This is a genomic window from Tunturiibacter empetritectus, from assembly GCF_014201375.1.
Classification (GTDB): Bacteria; Acidobacteriota; Terriglobia; order Terriglobales; family Acidobacteriaceae; genus Edaphobacter; species Edaphobacter lichenicola_D.
The window spans coordinates 586559-604769 of record NZ_JACHDZ010000001.1 but is presented as its reverse complement, the minus strand read 5'-3'; the positions used below and the strand labels follow the sequence as shown (position 1 = coordinate 604769).

Genomic DNA, 18211 nt, shown 5'->3' with positions numbered 1-18211 from the left:
CTCCTAGTGATGCAGATCCAGCCCGAACTTCGGCGCTGACTTCGTCCCGCTCACCTTCACAGGAATCACTGCACCGGCCCCATCCTTCTTGAAGAACGGATCAACCGGCTTCAGCAGAATCGACTTCCATCTCGAAGCCACCATCTGCGACACTTTGGCCTTGGTCCGCACCTTCCCCTCAAACTCGAAGCGCTCTCCATCCAATGTGTACTCTCCCGCCAGCATCACATCCGCTCCTGGCAAGCTGTAGTTCAGTTTGCTGAAGCTAAGCCGTCCAGCATCCATCACAAACTGTCCCACCATCTCGGAGTGCACATCCTCCGCACCAGGCTTCGCGGCCTTCGGGTCACCCTGCGCCCGCAGGCTCAACATATCCACCTTGTCCTCCACCTCGGGATTGGTGAAATGGATCCGCTCGAGCGAAAATCCCCCCTTCAATCCAATCTTTTTCGACACGCTCTCCGGCCCCGGACGAATATGCAGCCTTGTCTTCATCCGCAGCCGCCCCGTCATCACCACCGGCGTCGTCTTCACCGCAACCTGCAGAAAGTCCTGAATCCGCCCCGCCGGCACATTCACATCCAGATCAATAATGTGGCCCTTTCCCTTCACATTCACCACCGCGCCGCTGCACGTAAACTCCGACCCACCTAATTGTGCCTCTACTGGTTGCAGATACGTGTCCCCGCTCGTCCCATCCACAATCGCATGAAACTTCGTATGCAGCGGCACCGGATGATTCGCCGTATCCAGCGAAAAATCTGCCGTCTCCGTCGTTCCATCCACCACAATCCTGCTCAACTGCCCGCTAAACTCTCCGACCGAAGACAGTATCCCGCCAATGCCTTTGATCGTATTCAGGTCCGCATGATCAAACGTGTATCTTCCCGTCACAGTCGAGTCGCCCGGGCTCTCGTTATTCCACGGCCCAAACATTCCCGTCGCATGAATATCTCCCTTCGGAATCGCATTCACCAGAGTAGCGTCGTACTTCCAGGGTGCATCAGGTCCCACATTCCACATCATGATGCGGCTCATCTCGAACTCCTTCGGCTCCTTGTCCGGCTTGATCGTCCCGATGATCAGCTTCGAATCGTCGAACGCAATCTTATCCACCAAAATCTCGATCTTGCCCAGATGCCGCTGACCCTTAGGCGCCTGCTGCCGCATCTCGCGCGGCGGAATATGAATCACCATCCCTGCGACATGCACCGTCCCAACATGCATCGGCTTCACAAACAACCCCGACAGCGTCGCATAAAACGAAAAATGACCAAGCGTGATCAGAGGATCCGTCGCCCCCGCCGCAACTACCTCGTCCTGCGGATAGATGCGCAACCCGTCTCCTGACACCTCAAGCCCCTTCATTACAGAGACGGAAAACCCGTCCATCTCCACCCTGCTGTTGAAGCGGGTACTCAGCGTCTCGATCACGCGTCCCTTCAAAATCGGCATCGCCCGATGAACTACAATCTCGCCGACCATCGCTAGAACGATGACCGCAACCAGCAAAGAGATCAAAATCCAACCCCACACCCCTCGATGCCTCCGGGTCTTCAAATCACTTATCGATTCGTTCATGTTCGATCACAGCTTCCGTGACCTTTTTTGATGCCAAAAAGCTAAAGAGCGAAGCCCTGCTGGACGGACCTCCTGCGCGGAGGGCGGGCGTTCACACGCCTTTTTGAAGCTTCGCCCGATCCTCCCGATGGTCGGAATCATCTTCCCTCGCGACCAACGGGAGCGCCAACCGAAGGGGGTATACCCATCACGAAGTGATCGCCCCGCGCGCAGCGGGCCCGTCCGGCAGGACAGCATCTTAGATGAAGAGTCCGCAATCCTTGAAAGCAAAACTCTGTCCATAACCAACCATCACCGCCGCAGATCCAGCTCCCGCCGCTCTCGCCAAATCCTATACAGCCCCCAGGCCGCCACCGAGCAGTTATCCACGATCGTGCCATCGAGAATCATCGCCTCGAACTCCACCACCCTCACCCGGCGCACCACGATATCGAGCTCCTCAGCGTCCGGGTCAGGCTTACCCATCGTGAGCCGCTCGGCCAGAAACACATGCTGCCTCTGGTTCATCACTCCATACGCAATCTGCAGCGTCGACAGCAGTGTCATACGCTCCGCCGTCAGCCCGGTCTCCTCCCGCAGCTCTCCCCGAGCCAGCTCCTCCGGCACCACCTCCGCCAACTCCCACCCGCCCTGCGGAAACTCCCAGTGCCGCGCCCCCACCGTGTACCGAAACTGCTCAATCAGATAGACAAACTCGCCCTCCGCTCCCACCTCCAGCGGAATCACAATGCAAGCGGGGTCCTTGTCGACGACCCCATAGATCCCACGCTTACCATTCGCCCGCTCAATCACATCTTCGCGCACGCTGGTCCACGGATTCCGATAGACCTCCCGGCTGCTAATCGTCTTTATCGCCACGACACCCCCCGGTCCACCACCACTCAATCCCCGTCAGGAACCGAAAACTCCAGATGCGACGGATACTTCTCCGATCCGTAGATCGTCACCGTCTGCCCCCGATACGCGCTCGCCGGAGCCGTCATGATATTCGGCACAAACGTCTGCGGGTTCCGGTCATACAGAGGAAACCAGCTGGACTGCACCTCCACCATCATCCTGTGCCCCTTCAGAAAAGTATGATCCGCTCCATGGAGACTCCACCTGTACTCAGTCACCTCCCCCGGCGTCAAAGCCTCAGGCGTCTCAAAGCTCTTCTGATACCGCCCACGAAAGATCTCATCCACAATCATCAGCTGATATCCCGCCATCGGAGCCGGCGCATCATTCGGATAAACATCGATCAGCTTCACCACAAAGTCACCATCAGTCCCAGTCGTCGAAGCAAACAGATCCGCAACCACATCTCCCGTCACAGTGACATCCTTCTCCAGCACCGGCGATGAAAAATTCGTCAAATCCTTCCGCCCACTCACAAACCTCTGATCCTCCACCAGCCACGTCCGCCACTTCGATCCATCTGCATACGTCGACTGAATCGGCCGATTCCGATAAGGCACCGGATTCGCCGGATCTGCGCTGTAGCTAACCGCAGCTTTTCCAGCAGCCGCAGGCGTATCCCTCGACAACCCGCCATCAGCATTCAAAAACAGCTTCGCCTCCCTGAACCCCTGCGTCGGAGGCCACGCCTCATACCGCTCCCACTTATTAACCCCAGTCCTGAAGCTGGCCACCCCCGTCAGGTCGAACCCACCGCGCCCCTTCAGATACTTCTCAAAGAAAGGAGCCTCCATCGTCTTCCTGTACTGATCCCCCGTCGCCGCGCCAAAATCCAGCGCCCCAAGATGCCGCGTCGTCGGCCCCCACCCACCGTGATTCCACGGCCCCAGCACCATGAACACTTCATCATTCGTATCATGCGGCTTCAGCGCAGCATACTCAGCCTGCGTCCCCCACATATCCTCCTGATCCCACCATCCCCCCACCTCGAGCGTCGGCACCTCTACCTTCGTCAGATGCTTCTCCACCGCCATATCCTGCCAGAACTTCGTATAAGTAGGTTGCGTCAAAAATATCTTCGCCGTCGGCAGCTTCTCCATCTTCGCCGCATCCGCAGCCCCCGCGAAGTTCCCATTGCGCAAGAAGAAGTCGAAGGTGTCTTCCTTGCTCTCAACCCGCGCATCCGTCTTTTGTGCCTCTAACTGTTGCACATAGTCGAAGCCATACGTCTCGCGAAACGCCCCGTTATGAAAAAAATCATCTCCCATCCAAACATTCGTCATCGGAGCCTGCGGCGAGATCGCCTTCACCGCCGGATGCGCCTCAATCCCAGCCGACATCGCCAGAAACCCCGGATATGAGACCCCCAGCACCCCCACCTTGCCGTTATTATTCGGCACACTCTTCAACAGCCAGTCGATCGTGTCGCGCGTATCGGTCGTCTCATCCACATCGTTCTTCGTCGTATGTGCAACGATCGCGCGATTCATCACGAACTTCCCCTCCGACTCGTACCGCCCGCGAATATCGCCAAACACAAAGATGTATCCGCTCGCCGCCAGCTCCGGCTTGCTGCCATTCACTGCAGCCGACGACACCCACGAAGTCCCATACGGCGTCCTCTGCATCAAAAACGGCAACGCCTCCCCACGCGCCTCCGACCCCGCCGGCCGCAGAATCACCACATGCAGCTTCACTCCATCGCGCATCGGAATCATCGCCTCACTGCGCATGTACTCCCTGAAGTGATTCAAGCGAATCCCCGCCTGGCTGAAGCGCTCTTCCTTCGTCTCTACGCCTCGCTCCCCACGTTCGCCAAACGTGCTGGTCAAACCAGACACCTTACTAGCCGCACTTCGCGCAAACACAACCCGCAGCCCCTTCGCGTAGAAATGATCGGCAGACTCAGCCTGCAGCTCTACTCGCGCCCACCGTTCACCTTCGATGTAGAGTTTGCCGCCCTCGCGATACACCGAGCTCACCACATCGGGTTCTACCTCATCCCGATACTGCCCCACGTACTCGTCCAGCGCCCCCACCGGCAGCGCAATCGCATGATGCTTCTCCGCAGTCTGCGCCTCCTGCGCCCCTACCACAGCCACCGAAGCCATCATCCATCCAAAAAAAACCACCGCACAGCAGCCGCGAATCTTCATCAAGCTCAACCCTCAAAGTGAAATCTCGATCTAAATCTCTATCCGGAGATCGACCAAGAAAACAAAAGTCAACCGCGAATCTCACAAAGTCAAACGAACCGCGGACACCAGCTCAAGACCTTACCTCAAGGCCCTTGCTTCTTGCCCGACAACAAAACTCCTGATCCGCTTTTATCCGTAAAATCCGCGGTCGCCTGCAGCTTTAGGTAAGAACAGCTTCAGGAGCAGCCGCGCACTGAAAGCCCACTCGATTATGCGATCCATCACAAAACGGCCGCTTCTCGCTGGCCCCGCATCGGCAAAGCGAGATCGCCGGCTTCCCCGTCAAATCCCACTCCTTACCATCTGCGTCCTTCAAAACAATATGCCCTTCAACCCGCAGCGGACCATTGGGCCGAACCGTAATCTTTACCGCTTCTTCTGACATCGTTCGTTACTCTCTCTCTTACAAAGGATGCGTTCAGCATAGCAAAATCACGGCAGCCGCATCACTCAGCCAGGAAGAGGCCACTCCGCTCCTCGCAACGGCGAGAGAACATCACCCACCCTCCGCAATCATCGCCTCTGTCTCGAGGACCGAGCCAACTCTCGTTGCATCTTTCACCCACCGCGCCCGAAGCCAACGATTCATCGGGTCTGAATACCTCCGCGAGACAAGTGCTCCCAGCAGCCCCGAAAGCAGGAGAGCAGCAAGAAACATTGCCGGAACGGCTCGGACTGGTTTGCCCATAATCAGAAAAATATGAAAAACACCCAAGACAACAAAAACGTGTGTCAGATAGACCTCATAGCTCAGTCGCCCCATGCGCACCATAGGACCAAGAGATCTCGGCGCTTGCCACCGCGTCTGCGCAACCACGACCAGCACCATACAAACACCCAGACCAAGCACCGTCATATCCAGCCCGGTACGGCCAAGCCCCCAACGATCGGCGCTGATCGAAAAACCGAGAACAAAAACCAGCATCATCGCTCCAGCTGCGCCAAGCACTCGCAGCGTCGTACTGGAAAGACGCGTCTTAGCACAAAGTAGTGCTGTCAGGCATCCCAACGCGATCGCGTCCATACCGCCAAGGTACGAGTACTCTCTCCAGACCGGATTATGGTTGAAGGCCTGCGACCGCGCAAAGGGTCCCAACAGGACGAAGACAAAGAGCAAAGCCGAGAGGAAGCTGACGCGACGAAACACTCTACAAACCAGCGGGAAACCAAGGTAAAACATCTCTTCGACCGACAGCGACCATAGAATATCCCAGCTCGCCGGCAGATATCCTCTTCGCCCCTCGAGCAAATTCACATGAAAGGTAAGCGCCGCGATAAGAGCACGCCCTAGCCCGCCCGTCTTCTGAGAGACCACAAAATCTTTGACGTTCGCAAAGTGAAGAAGGCTGAGGATCACGAGAATAAGCATCATCAGGGGCGCTATGCGAGCGAACCTCAACCGATAAAAGTCCCCCACATTCACCGCAGACACTGAACCCCAACGCCGTAGCGCTGTCGAGGTAATCAGAAATCCAGAGATCACAAAGAAGATCTGAACACCGAACTGACCATTCCAGACCAGCGAAGACACAAGCTGTCGCGGCAGGCCATCCGTGTAGGGAACGCGCGCCCCAAGCAGTCGCATGTTGACGTGATTCATCAGCACCATGCAAATGGCCAGGCCGCGAAGAAGATCCACACCATCCAGACGCGACCAGATCAACGAAGCCTGTCTCCCCACCATCAAGTTCGATCCCGACTCAAAGACAAGGCCACTCAATCACACAACATCGACTTCCATCTCATCCACATAGCACCAGCCCCAGCTCTCGCCCGGCTCAATCGACCGCATAATCGGGTGCTCTGTGTTATGAAAGTGTTTAGTCGCGTGTTTGTGCAAAGACGAATCGCAGCACCCCACATGCCCACACTCCAGACACATCCGCAGATGGACCCAGCTACTGCCAATCTTCAGACACTCTTCGCAACCCTTCGCCGACGGCTTCACCTTACGAATCTGATCCAGATGAGTACATTCCATTCGTGCACCTACCCTCGCCTGATTCTATCTCGAAGAGGTTGCTTAGAAGCTGTCCTGCCGGACGGGCCTCCTGCGCGGAGGGCGGGCGTTCGCACGCCTTTTTAAAGCTTCGCGTGTCCTCCCGCTGGTCGGAATCAACTTACCTCGCGACCAAAGGGAGCGCCAACCGAAGGGGTATACAAGTCACGAAGTGACCGCCCCACGCGCAGTGGGCCTGTCCGGCAGGACTAGTCTTTTAATCCCCCATCCCCTCCGTAATCCCATACTCCTTCAGCTTCCGGTAAAGAGTCGTCTTGCCAATCCCAAGCAGCTTCGCCGCCATCAGCTTATCGCCCTTCAACTGCCGGATAGTCCCGAGAATGGCATGCTTCTCCATCTCCGCAATCGAAACGATCCCGCCGCCCTGCGAAGCGCCACCCGTCTCACTCCGCTCCATCCCGTTTTCCTCAACCGCATGGACCGCCGGGCCCTGCTGCATACGAAAGTTCTGCAGCTGTGTCGGCAGATCGCCCAGGTGCAGCACCGGCCCCGACGACAGCGCACACGCCCGCTCAATCGCATTCTCCAGCTCCCGCACATTGCCCGGCCAGTCATACTCCGCCATCGTCCGCAACATCGAGTCCGAGAAGCTTCGCTCCACTCCCGTCTCCTTCTCCATCTGCTTCAGAAAGTGCGTCGCCAGAACCGCAATATCGTCTCGCCGATCCCGCAGCGGAGGAATCCGCAGATTCACCACGTTCAAACGAAAGTAGAGATCCTTGCGAAACCGCCCCTGCTCCACCATCGTCGCCAGATCACGATTGGTCGCCGCCAGCACCCGCGCCGAGATTGGCCTCGCCTGCGTCGCACCTACCGGCCGAACCTCCTTCTCCTGCAGCGCCCGCAACAGCTTCGCCTGCAGATCCAGCGGCAGTTCGCCAATCTCGTCCAGAAACACAGTCCCGCCCTCGGCAGAGGCCAGCAACCCGTCCTTCGCGCGATCCGCTCCCGTAAACGCTCCCTTCACATGCCCGAACAACTCGCTCTCAATCAGCGTAGGCACCAGAGACCCGCAGTCCACAGGCACAAACGGCTTCGTCGCATTCGGCCCATTGAAGTGAATCGACCGTGCCACCAACTCCTTGCCCGTCCCACTCTCGCCCAGAATCAAAACCGGATGCGTCGAATAAGCCACCTTCGACAAGATCCGATACAGCTTCTCCATCTCCGGCGACCGGCCCACCAGCCCGCCCATTCCCTGCTGCGTCCGCAGCCTCTCGCGCAGCTGCCTGCTCTGCACATCCATATGCAACCGCTGCCCTGTCCGCTCGAGCACCGCGGTCAGCTCCTCCAGCGCAAACGGCTTGGTCAGATAATCTCCCGCGCCAATCCGCATCGCCTCTACCGCAGACGACACCGTAGCAAACGCCGTCATCACAATCACCGCCATCTCCGGATGCAGCGCCTTCACCTGCTCCAGCAGCGGCAGCCCACCACCGCCCGGCAGCTTTAGATCCAGCAGCAACAGATCGATCCGCCTCTGCTTCAGAATCGCCCGCGCCGCCGTGGCACTCTCCGCGCCCACCACCTCAAACCCCATCCCCGCAGCGATCTGGCAGCAAGCCTTCCGCACCGCCTCATCATCATCGACCACCAGCACATGCAGCAGCCCCAAATGTTCCGCTGAGCTCACCGCATGCGCTCTCGCATCCGGCGCAGAGACCGGCGACACGCCCACCAGCAAACCCGACGGCGAATCCGCGACCCCATCGTCTCTCCTCTGCGATCCATCCAGCCTCTCGCTCAACACCGAAACACCTCCCGCGCCACTGCTTCCTGTTACCGCCGTCTCGAAACCCGCCGTCCTTAGCATGCGATCCATCCAGCCTCTCCCCGTACCACCATCTTCACTCCCGAATCGTTCATTCTTATTCCCTGCATTTCCGACCCCTTCATCTCCGGCCCCGTCATCTCAAACTCCTCCATCGCAAACCTCTCCTGCTCGACCACCGCCTCCAGCCGCTTCATCGCACTCCACTCCACCGAAATGCTCGTCCCCACCTCAGGCTGGCTCTCGATCTCCAGAGCTCCACCCGAGATAGCCACGAGCTCCCGCACCACGCGAAAGCCCAGCCCCCTTCCATTCGCAGAAGAGATCCCGCCGGTCTGCATCAACCGCCGCACCGCTGCCTTATCCATCCCGCAACCACGATCGCTTACCGTCATCACCACCCGGCGCCGCGGCTCCTCCCCTTCGTTCTCCGCCTGCTGCAGCACGCCCTCCACATGGATCGAGATCGCTCCCACCCACGGCGTCGCCTCCGCTGCATTCTTCACCAGGTTCGTCAGAATCCGTTCCACCGACTCCACCGGCACCTTCACCGCCTGAAACGCCCCCACGCCATAAGAGATCTCCACCGTCCGCCCCGCCACCCGGCTCAGCAACCCTCTGCAACGATCCACCACATCCGGCAGCACCGCAAACTCGCCCTGCACCTTCGTCGACCGTCCCGCCCGCGCATGATTCACCAGCCGGTCAATCATCGCCCAGCTGCGATCGCTCAACATCCTCAGCTCGGTCGCATATTCCTTGTGCTCTTCATTCAGCACTCCGGGCAGCGCCAGCAGATCCGAATAGAGACTCAGCGCCCCCAGCAGATTTCCCGCGTCATGCGCCAGTCCCGCGCCCTCCGCTACACCCGCAATCGCCACACCCGCAATCGCCTCCGCATCCGCAGCAGCTGGCGCATCCACCGTCTTCCGCACCGTCGGCATTGCCGAGCCACCAAGACCCATCTGGCGTGTCACATGGCGAAGCGCCGCAAACTTCCCTGAATAAATCTCTGGCCCCGAGGCAGTACTGCTCTGCATTGCCTGCATTCCGTAAATCCACCATTCTCCTGCTTAGTAACCTAGCAGATGCACTTCTGTAATCACTTCAAGTGCCAAACTGGAACTCCCTTCCTAAGTGATTCCACATCAATCCGAACCGCCTTCAATCCACCTCGTCCATCTAAATCGAGCACCGTCCCAATATGGGAACCGAACGAACTCGAAATCCCCCACTCGCGCAAAATCCACAACAAACTACCAATCCAATTCAGGCTTCCCATTATGGAACCAATCCCATTTCGGAACACTCCCCCAAAGGGCTCACACGCCACCCTCCCATCCCGCGAAAAACCTCGCAACTATAATTCCCTAATGTCCGTAACCACCGCCACACCCTCCCCCCAGCTCTTCCGCCCCGACCACCGCCCCGCCGACGCCCTCCGCCAGGTCCGCATCACCCCGCACTACATCGCCATGGCCGAAGGCTCCGTCCTCATGGAGTCCGGCAACACCCGCGTCCTCTGCAACGCCACGATCGAGCAGGGCGTCCCCGGCTGGCTCCGCAACTCCGGCCGCGGCTGGGTCACCGCCGAGTACGGCATGCTCCCCCGCGCCACCCTCACCCGCACCGCACGCGAGAGCGAACGCGGCAAAGTCGGCGGCCGCACCCACGAGATCCAGCGCCTCATCGGAAGATCCCTCCGCAGCGTGGTGGACATGAAGGCTCTCGGCGAACGCACCATCATCCTCGACTGCGACGTCCTCCAGGCCGACGGCGGAACCCGCACCGCAGCCATCACCGGAGCCTGCGTCGCACTGGCTCTCGCTTTAGGCAAGCTGGTCAAAGCCGGCACCCTCAAAACATCCCCGCTCAAACAAATGGTCGCCGCCACCTCGGTCGGCATCGTCGACGGCCATGTCCTCCTGGACCTCGCCTACGAAGAGGACTCCCGCGCAGCCGTCGACATGAACGTTGTCATGCTGGCCAACGGAGGCCTAGTCGAAACGCAAGCAACCGCCGAGCACGACTCCTACACCCGCACCCAGCTAGGCCAGATGCTCGACTACGCCGAAAAGGGCATACACGAACTGCTAGGCGCGCAGCGCAAGATCCTGGACCAGGAAGGCCAAGCGTAAGCCACATCCCGACCAAAGGGAAGACCCAAGCCGCCAGATCCACCAGAAAAGGTATACAAGTCACGAAGTGACCGCCGCCGCGCAGGGCGCCCGTCCCGCAGGACCAGCTGAATGTGCAGCCCCTTGTGACTAAATCCGCATCACCGTACTCCAAACCTGTAGAATCTGTGTCGCCGACATGACACACTCGCACAGGCAGGGAAAACATTGAACATAACCACCCAGCAGACCGCCACCACCCGCGACCCCCAGGCCACCGACGTCCGCGCCATGAGCATCGCCACCGTACTCTTCTTTATGTGGGGTTTTCTCACCTGTCTCAACGACATCCTCATCCCGCATCTCAAAGGCATCTTCAGCCTCAACTACGGCCAGGCCCTGCTCGTCCAGTTCGCCTTCTTCTCCTCCTACTTCATCTTCGCCATGCCCTCCGGCAAACTCGTCGACTGGCGCGGCTACAAACAAGCCATGGTCATCGGCCTCATCGTCATGGCCTGCGGAGCGCTGCTCTTTCTTCCCGCCGCCAGCACCGCGTCCTTCCCACTCTTCCTCTCGGCCCTCGTCATCCTTGCCGCCGGCATCACCTGCCTTCAGGTCTCGGCCAACCCCTACGTCACCAACCTCGGCCCCACCGCCACCGCGGCCAGCCGCCTCAATCTCGCCCAGGCCTTCAACTCCTTCGGCACCACCATCGCTCCCTTCTTCGGTGGAGCGCTCATCCTCGGCGCCATCCAGGCCTCACCCGAGACGCTCAAATCCTTCTCCACCGCAGCCCTTCAGACCTACCGCGAGCAACAGGCATCCTCTGTCCGCCTGCCCTATCTTGGCATCGCTCTCACCCTCCTCGTCCTCGCCGTCGCCATCGGCCTCATCAAGCTCCCCACCACCGACTTCACCCGCGACTTCCGCCCCGGTGAACTTGCCAGCAGCTCCACCGGCAGCATCTGGAAGCACCCCTATCTTCTGATGGCCACCCTCGGCATCTTCGTCTATGTAGGCGCCGAGGTCTCCATCGGCAGCTTCCTCATCAACTACCTCGGCCTGCCCCACATCATGAACCTCCCCGAGCGCACCGCCGCCCACTACGTCTCTTTTTACTGGGGCGGAGCCATGATCGGCCGCTTCATCGGCTCCTACGTCCTGCGTTACGTCAGCACCGGAAAAGCCCTCGCAGCCGCTGCCTTCATCGCCTTCTGCCTCGTCCTTACCACCATGGCCACCGGAGGACCCGTCGCTCTCTACAGCGTCCTCGCCATCGGCTTCTTCAATTCCATCATGTTCCCCAGCATCTTCAGCCTCGGCCTCGCCGGTCTCGGCGAACTCACCAGCAAAGGCTCAAGCCTGCTCGTCCAGGCCATCGTCGGCGGCGCCATTCTGCCCCTCGCCGAAGGCCACCTCGCCGACCGCGTCGGCGTCCAGCACGCCTTCATCATCCCCGCCGTCTGCTACGTCTACATCGCCCTCTTCGGCTTCCTCGCCTCACGCCGCCCAGACATCAATCAAGACCCCAGGCACCCCTCCCACGCCCCAGCCGGTCACTAAGCCGCCATACCCGACACCGCCTCGCACGCCAGCCCGGTCTTCTCTCACCAACCCCAACCGATCGGGAGCCCCACCCTTCGCAGTCTCACCGCGAAGGGTGGGAGTGATAGACCCTACCCAGCGCAGCCATTCGTGGTCGCGAAGCAGGACAACCGGGAACCCGAAAGATCCTGTCAAGCCCAAACCCCAGCTAAACCAAACCAACGCAACAGCTTACGCGTGGCGTATCAGTTCCCTGGCATTTGATAAACTATAGACAGCATCGGAACACAAGCCTCGGGGCCGCTCCCGGGGCTTTTTCATTTAACCGTCAACCCTAACTCCTTTGTTAAGAGGAATCTGCAGCCAACCCTTTTGTTATCTCGTTTTTACAGACCCCCACCCTCCCTATCTCCAGCAAAAGAAGCAACTTACGCGCGGGTAATAGGAGGGGGGTCCCCCCTGGAGGACACATGCCATTCCCACTCTGCCGCCACCTCAAGCCCAACGGATGCCGCTGCCAATCCCCAGCCCTCACCGGCAAAGTTTGGTGCTACTTCCATCAGCATCTCCACCAGCGCCGCCCGCCAGCCCTCCCCAGCACCAACCGCAACTTCAAGCTGCCGCCCGTGCCCGACCGCAGGTCCGTTCAGTCCGCCCTGTCTCTCGTTATCTCCGCCCTCGCCAACGGAGAGCTCAGCACCAGGCGCGCCGGACAGCTGCTCATCGCCCTCCAGATGGCCTCCGGCAACGCCGCGCTCCTCGAAGCCGCCACCCCGCCGAATCCACATCGCAATGACGCCGAGTTGCCCCAGACAGCATCCCATCCGTAACCATCTCCGCCTTCCCGTATCAAAAAGAGCGGGAAGTCTTCCCATCCATTCCACCCGCCCTCGCCCTTCACACCGAACCTATCCTCCGCTGTGTAAAATGGCCCTTCGTAGTCCTTCCATCACTCGAACCCTCTCAGGAGACAAGCACCCCATGATCAAGTTGACACCAGGAAAGTTAGCCGGCCTCAAAGCCGTCTCCGACCATCGTGGCGTGATCGCCGCCGCCGCCATGGACCAGCGCGGATCCCTCCAGAAGTCCCTCGCCAAAGAGCGCGGAGCAGCCGCTGACGCCCACGATCTCGAGGAGTTCAAGACCCTCGTCACCTCGGTCCTCACCAAGCACGCCACCGCCATCCTCCTCGATCCCGAGTTCGGCCTCCCCGCCTCCAAGCACCGCAACGGCAAGGGCCTCCTGCTCGCCTACGAAAAGACCGGATACGACGCCACCACCCCCGGCCGCCTCCCCGACCTCCTCGACCACTGGAGCGTAGCCCGCCTCAAGGAAGCCGGCGCCGACTGCATCAAGATCCTCCTCTACTACACCCCCTATGAGAAGTCGCCTGTCAACGATCTCAAGCAGGCCTGGATTGAGCGCATCGGCGCCGAGTGCATCGCCCACGACATCCCCTTCTTTCTCGAGTTCGTCGGCTACGACGCCGAGGGAGGAGACGAAAAGTCCATAGCCTACGCCAAGAAGAAGCCAGAGATCGTCTCCGGCTCCATGGCAGAGTTCGGCAAAGACAAATACCACGTCGACGTCCTCAAGGTCGAAGTCCCCGTCGAGATGGCCTTCGTCGAAGGCACCAAGTCCTTCAAAGGCGAGAAGGCCTACACCCGCGCCGAGGCCCTGCAGCACTTCCGCGACGCCGCCACCATGACCCACAAGCCCTTCATCTATCTTTCGGCCGGCGTCTCCAACCCCGTCTTCATCGAAACCCTAGAGCTCGCCGTCGAATCCGGAACCAGCTTCAACGGCGTCCTCTGCGGACGAGCCACCTGGAAGGACGGCATCGCCATCTACGCCAAGCAGGGCGCCAAGGCCTTCGAAGACTGGCTCAACACCACCGGCGTAGAAAACATAACCAACGTCAACAACGCCCTCAAACAAGCCCACTCCTGGCACGAAAAAGTCGAATCGAAGTAAGCTGTCAGCGAAGCGGATCACAAAGGGCGCTGCATTCGTGCAGCGCCTTTGCCTTGCCGCAGCGATCGTCCACCGCATCAAGTAAAAAAACGAGCTGCCGTTGAAAGATGTTTCGTTCGACACCCCCGAAGGAGCCTCGCGCGCATCGTAAGCTAGATAAATTCAGAAGGGGTTCAACGAATGAAACACTCGCAGAAAAAACCAGTAACAAAGTCGCTGGCGAAAGGCCTGCTGGCAGGATTGATTGGCGGCCTGGTGGCAACAGCAGCAAAGTCATTTGCCGAAAAGATCTATCCCCCACGCACTCACGGAGAACCGGAACCCTTCGCCCTGCTGGCCGAGAAGCTGGCCGGACATGAGCTGGCAGCCGCACAGAAAGAGATCGCGGCAGAGAAGCTCCATTGGGGATTTGGAGCTCTAACCGGCGCTGCTTACGGAGCCCTCGCAGAGTACTACCCGCAATCTACAGCCAAGGATGGCGCAGGCTTCGGAATGGCACTCACCTCCCTGACCAACGGCACAGCACTGCCCGCGCTAGGTCTTTCGGCTGCACCAGAAGATCAAACCACCCGCGAGCGCACCAGCGAGATGGCCACCTATGTCGTCTACGGCATGGTCACCGAGACAGTCCGCCGAGTAGTAAGAAAGATGCTGGGCTAGAAAAATGTTGGTTAGATCGCAACATCTACCAACACCAGCCAAACCAACTCACTCCGAGGCGAAGCAGGCGAGCCAGGGTTGATTGGCCCAGAGGCGTTCACCACCGTTATAGTTGGCCGCGAAGCCGCTGATGACGGCGCCCGCCTCGTCATCAATCTGCGAGGCATAGTTGAGAACTAGCTTTCGCTTGCGAGCGATCGCGTCGTCTGAAGCTTCGTCCGCAGGAAGCACAACCGCGGTAAGCGGACTGCCAGACTTCGATGCAGTCGCTCTCAGTGCCTCGAGGTCCTCAGAAGCAGAAGCATCGGCAGCCAGGTACGGCAGGTCTTCATAGAAAGCCGTCGGAAGCGCAGCAGTAAACGGCACCGCCGCTTCGCGAACAGTGAGGTGGTCGACATCGTTGCCCACAGCCGCCGGAACGACAAGCGCTTCCATCGCGCCTAGTTCGGATTGCCGCGCGAGAGCCTTACGAATCTTTTCTATCGAGGGGTCGGCAGAGTTCACCGGAGTCGCACACAACTGATCGAGCGGCACTCTGAGCCGGATTGGCGCGTCCTTGAGGTTCAGATCAAGCATGTGAAGGTTGTTCTTCAGCCCCTTCGGCAAGGACTCCTTCACCCGCCGGAGGAAAAGCTCGTCTTCACGCAGACGCATGGCTGAGACGTACGAAAGCTCATCATTCTCGTGCACAAACGCCGCATCCGAGTAAGGAGCATAACGACTGCGCGTGAACACATTGAGCAGCGTCACAGTATGGCGCGCGTTAAGCCAGTGAGTCATGGCAAGCGAGAGTGAGAACGCAGCGTCATCACGGTGCGGAGAGAGAATAAGGATCTTCAGTGTAGGCTCCAGAGCCTATTTTACCGGGCCAGTGCCGGCAGGGATGTGATCACGAGTCTGCGACCAGTTGGCAACCAGGTTGTCCACTACAAGATGGCCAACGCGATAAGCGGAGTCGAGCGCGGGAAGGTACGCGCTGTACTGGCGAACTTTGGTTTCGCCGAGGCTTTCGGCTGCGGTGATTCCAGGCCGCTGCTGATCAAAGTTCGACGCAGTTCGAAGTACAAGGACTCGGTTGATATCGATCCTGTCTGCGTGAGCAAGCCAGGTGAGCGATTGCATGGTGCCGGTATCCTCCATACCGCAGATCGCATAGGTGCCGTGGCCATCGGTCTGATACTTCACCCAATCCCGCGCCCACTGGCTGAGCAGTTTGCCATGCCAGAAGGTTGAGGCAGAAAGATTATCGCCTCGCAGAACAAAGGGAGGGCGATGTGCCGCTTCTTCAGCGTACTGCCGGCGGCGAGCCGCTATTGCTGGTGTGTCAGGAAGCGACGTGTCCTTGGTAAGTGCGAAGGCCCAGTCAACTAGAGAGGTGTTGAGATGATAGATGTTGCCGTCGTCACCAAACCGGGCAGTGCGGGGCTGCTCATACGGAGTGGATTTGCCAAGCGGCACATATCCCGTCGACCAGTCTTTGGGAATCTCCCGTGCGTCAATCTCGTGGGCGAGGTCACCGTCGACGATGTAGTCAGACCAGACTGCAGAGCCGAGCGAACCCATACGAGGATCGATGCCACCGATGCCGGCGACGAGGAAGTAGGCATGCGTAAGGTCGAAGCGTGGGTCGAGGCCTAACGCCATGATAGTTGCGGCGGTGCGGGCGGTTCCAACGCCGGTCAACACGCCGAGGATCCCGTTCTTTTCATTGAGACGGAGGTCGTGATAGCCCGCGGGAAAGGGGATAACCGTATCGAGGTGTTCTCGCTCAACCCAGTATTGATACTCGCCTGGGGCGTCACCACTGTCGGCGCCGACCTCGAACATGTTGATGATGACTACTTTGATCTCAACAGGCTTTAGCGCGCTGGTTCGAGAAGCTGCACAGGAGATGGTTGCGAGCAGAAGAACGGTGAAAATGAGGCGCATAGGCGATGGTATCGCAAAGGGATTGCGCTGCGCTGCTTCATGCGGCGAAACAACGGCAGAGTGACTGCGCCGAGAGGACGACGATGACCCAGACCGGATAAACAAGCGAGAGATGCGAATCTCCAGCTGGCTGAAAGGCGATGCGAAAGTTGTGCATGGGCGGCTCGGCGCCTAAAAAAATACCTGAAAAGAAATCTTGTGCGTCACCGGCTGGCATAGACTGGCGCCATGTTCCGCACGCCCAACAAAAACTGGCACAGAATGACTCTGTCTGTCGCGGCGATACTTTGCGTGAGTTACAGCGCGATCGCCCAGAATCCCAGGATAGCGGCCGATATGGAGCTGCCGCTTTCAGCAGAACAGATGGCGGAGACGACCGGGTTGCTGCCAATATTCAATCGCATGAAGGAGTTGGTGGCTCAGCCCAACGTCGAGCATCAATTCGAACTGATGTCGCTGCAGCAGCAGGTGCTGTTGCAGGTGACGGCGGCGTCGCTGCAGGTGGATGCGGCAGCCGGCCAGATAGCCGCGGAGATTGGCGAGACGAGGGAGCTTGAGAATTATTTGAGCGGACGGCGGGATTCCAAAGTGAATAAGATCAATTTGATCAACCTGGGAGTTGGAGGCACGCTGGCGACGGCAAGCTCTGCATTGGGATTTACGGTACATGATAACGCCGCGGCTGTGACCGGTGTTTTGGCCGGAACTGCGACCGTAGCGCTGAGCCTTATGGGGCTGAAGGCGAGTCGAGGGGAGACGCGTGAGCTGCAGGTGCCGAGCAATATGCTGAGTGAGGTCTTCTCGCACCCTTCGGACGTCAACAACGTTTACCCTCCGATCGTGGCTTCGTTTATGAATGCGACGGCGCCAAATGACGTAGATGGACTATCACGACAGGATCGGCTTATTCGTAGCTGGGAAGATGTGGGACGCATTCCCGCAGTGGATTCGGCGGCTGGACAGGAGAAGATCAACCATCTGACCAGCCTGCCCGGGCAGAAGATCAAACAAACGATTGCGGATCTGGATGACCGGCAAGCGATGTTGTATGACCTGCAGGTGCGGCTGAACTACATGAAACAGGATCTGGCTATCCTGCTGGCCGCAGTCCCGAAGCTCCAAAATGCTCAATTGATTCAACACTAGCTTCGACCACGGTTTATCGACCAACCAAAAATGCTAACGCAGTGACAGAGGAGACCCTTGTAACGAGAGTTGGACTGCCTGCACTATCTCGCATAAGCAAGGAAGGAGCCTGATATGTCAGAAGACACTGCTGCAGTTGTAGTGACCATCACTTTCTTTGCAGTGATGGCCGCTTGGATTCCTTTAGTCGAGTGTTGTAGGAGGACGATGCGAAAGCAACCGAAGCCCGAGCGACAAAGCAAGAATGCCCGGGTCTTCGAGATGAAGTCCGAGATGAGGCCCAAGACCCGCGACAAAAAAGGACATGGATACGAGACGGTCGTGCTGATTACGATGATAACGTCGTTGTGTTCGCTGGCCCTGCTGAACTGAT

General features: G+C 58.9%; 18 protein-coding genes. 7 read left to right on the top strand and 11 right to left on the bottom strand.

Features of this window, described 5'->3' with window-relative positions; all coding sequences use genetic code 11:
• Positions 1-3 precede the first annotated feature (3 nt).
• The 8 genes from HDF10_RS02635 to HDF10_RS02600 form a co-directional block, all read right to left on the bottom strand.
• A complete protein-coding gene (locus HDF10_RS02635; RefSeq protein WP_183810164.1) occupies positions 4-1581 on the bottom strand; it encodes an AsmA family protein in 1578 nt (525 codons plus the stop codon).
• A 291-nt stretch (positions 1582-1872) separates the two neighbouring features.
• A complete protein-coding gene (locus HDF10_RS02630) occupies positions 1873-2439 on the bottom strand; it encodes an NUDIX domain-containing protein (protein WP_183810162.1) in 567 nt (188 codons plus the stop codon).
• Positions 2440-2462: 23 nt separating this feature from the next.
• Positions 2463-4634, bottom strand: coding sequence for a CocE/NonD family hydrolase (locus HDF10_RS02625; protein ID WP_260177668.1), 2172 nt, complete (start codon positions 4632-4634; stop codon positions 2463-2465).
• Positions 4635-4836: 202 nt separating this feature from the next.
• Positions 4837-5061 carry a CDGSH iron-sulfur domain-containing protein gene (locus tag HDF10_RS02620; protein WP_183810159.1) on the bottom strand — a complete coding sequence of 75 codons (225 nt, stop codon included), beginning with the start codon at positions 5059-5061 and terminating at the stop codon, positions 4837-4839.
• Between the two features lie 111 nt (positions 5062-5172).
• Positions 5173-6396 carry an acyltransferase family protein gene (locus HDF10_RS02615; RefSeq protein ID WP_260177566.1) on the bottom strand — a complete coding sequence of 408 codons (1224 nt, stop codon included), beginning with the start codon at positions 6394-6396 and terminating at the stop codon, positions 5173-5175.
• Complete coding sequence (locus tag HDF10_RS02610; protein WP_183810157.1) at positions 6397-6657, bottom strand: ubiquitin carboxyl-terminal hydrolase 14; 261 nt, start codon at positions 6655-6657, stop codon at positions 6397-6399.
• 235 nt (positions 6658-6892) lie between these two features.
• Positions 6893-8518, bottom strand: coding sequence for a sigma-54-dependent transcriptional regulator (locus HDF10_RS02605; RefSeq protein WP_260177565.1), 1626 nt, complete (start codon positions 8516-8518; stop codon positions 6893-6895).
• Positions 8503-9507: a sensor histidine kinase gene (locus HDF10_RS02600; RefSeq protein WP_183810155.1), complete on the bottom strand. Its 1005-nt coding sequence runs from the start codon at positions 9505-9507 to the stop codon at positions 8503-8505. Before HDF10_RS02600 ends, HDF10_RS02605 begins: the two co-directional genes overlap by 16 nt.
• Before the next feature lie 333 nt (positions 9508-9840).
• Here HDF10_RS02600 and rph point away from each other — a divergent pair, with 333 nt between their 5' ends.
• The 5 genes from rph to HDF10_RS02575 all read left to right on the top strand — a co-directional run bounded on the left by rph (position 9841) and on the right by HDF10_RS02575 (position 14763).
• Positions 9841-10605: a ribonuclease PH gene (rph, locus tag HDF10_RS02595; protein WP_183810153.1), complete on the top strand. Its 765-nt coding sequence runs from the start codon at positions 9841-9843 to the stop codon at positions 10603-10605.
• Positions 10606-10812: 207 nt separating this feature from the next.
• Positions 10813-12147 carry a sugar MFS transporter gene (locus HDF10_RS02590; protein ID WP_260177564.1) on the top strand — a complete coding sequence of 445 codons (1335 nt, stop codon included), beginning with the start codon at positions 10813-10815 and terminating at the stop codon, positions 12145-12147.
• A 452-nt stretch (positions 12148-12599) separates the two neighbouring features.
• On the top strand, positions 12600-12959 hold the full coding sequence (locus HDF10_RS02585; protein ID WP_183810151.1) for a hypothetical protein: 360 nt from the start codon (positions 12600-12602) through the stop codon (positions 12957-12959).
• A gap of 151 nt (positions 12960-13110) precedes the next feature.
• Positions 13111-14103 (top strand): tagatose 1,6-diphosphate aldolase, encoded by a 993-nt coding sequence (locus tag HDF10_RS02580; RefSeq protein ID WP_221271370.1) that lies wholly within the window; start codon positions 13111-13113, stop codon positions 14101-14103.
• 180 nt (positions 14104-14283) lie between these two features.
• Complete coding sequence (locus HDF10_RS02575; protein ID WP_183810149.1) at positions 14284-14763, top strand: DUF1440 domain-containing protein; 480 nt, start codon at positions 14284-14286, stop codon at positions 14761-14763.
• A 48-nt stretch (positions 14764-14811) separates the two neighbouring features.
• Here HDF10_RS02575 and HDF10_RS02570 read toward each other — a convergent pair whose 3' ends face one another.
• The 3 genes from HDF10_RS02570 to HDF10_RS02560 form a co-directional block, all read right to left on the bottom strand.
• The gene (locus tag HDF10_RS02570) at positions 14812-15543 is read right to left on the bottom strand and encodes a hypothetical protein (RefSeq protein ID WP_221271369.1); all 732 of its coding nucleotides are present in this window, start codon (positions 15541-15543) and stop codon (positions 14812-14814) included.
• A gap of 75 nt (positions 15544-15618) precedes the next feature.
• Entirely contained in the window at positions 15619-16692 is a 1074-nt protein-coding gene (locus HDF10_RS02565; protein WP_183810147.1) for a purine nucleoside permease, read from the bottom strand.
• 37 nt (positions 16693-16729) lie between these two features.
• Positions 16730-16909 carry a hypothetical protein gene (locus tag HDF10_RS02560; RefSeq protein WP_183810145.1) on the bottom strand — a complete coding sequence of 60 codons (180 nt, stop codon included), beginning with the start codon at positions 16907-16909 and terminating at the stop codon, positions 16730-16732.
• A gap of 44 nt (positions 16910-16953) precedes the next feature.
• On the opposite strand from HDF10_RS02560, the gene HDF10_RS02555 reads away from it, so the two are divergent.
• A complete protein-coding gene (locus HDF10_RS02555) occupies positions 16954-17838 on the top strand; it encodes a hypothetical protein (protein ID WP_183810142.1) in 885 nt (294 codons plus the stop codon).
• Positions 17839-17952: 114 nt separating this feature from the next.
• Positions 17953-18210: a hypothetical protein gene (locus HDF10_RS02550; protein WP_183810140.1), complete on the top strand. Its 258-nt coding sequence runs from the start codon at positions 17953-17955 to the stop codon at positions 18208-18210.
• The last annotated feature ends 1 nt before the right edge of the window (position 18211 follow it).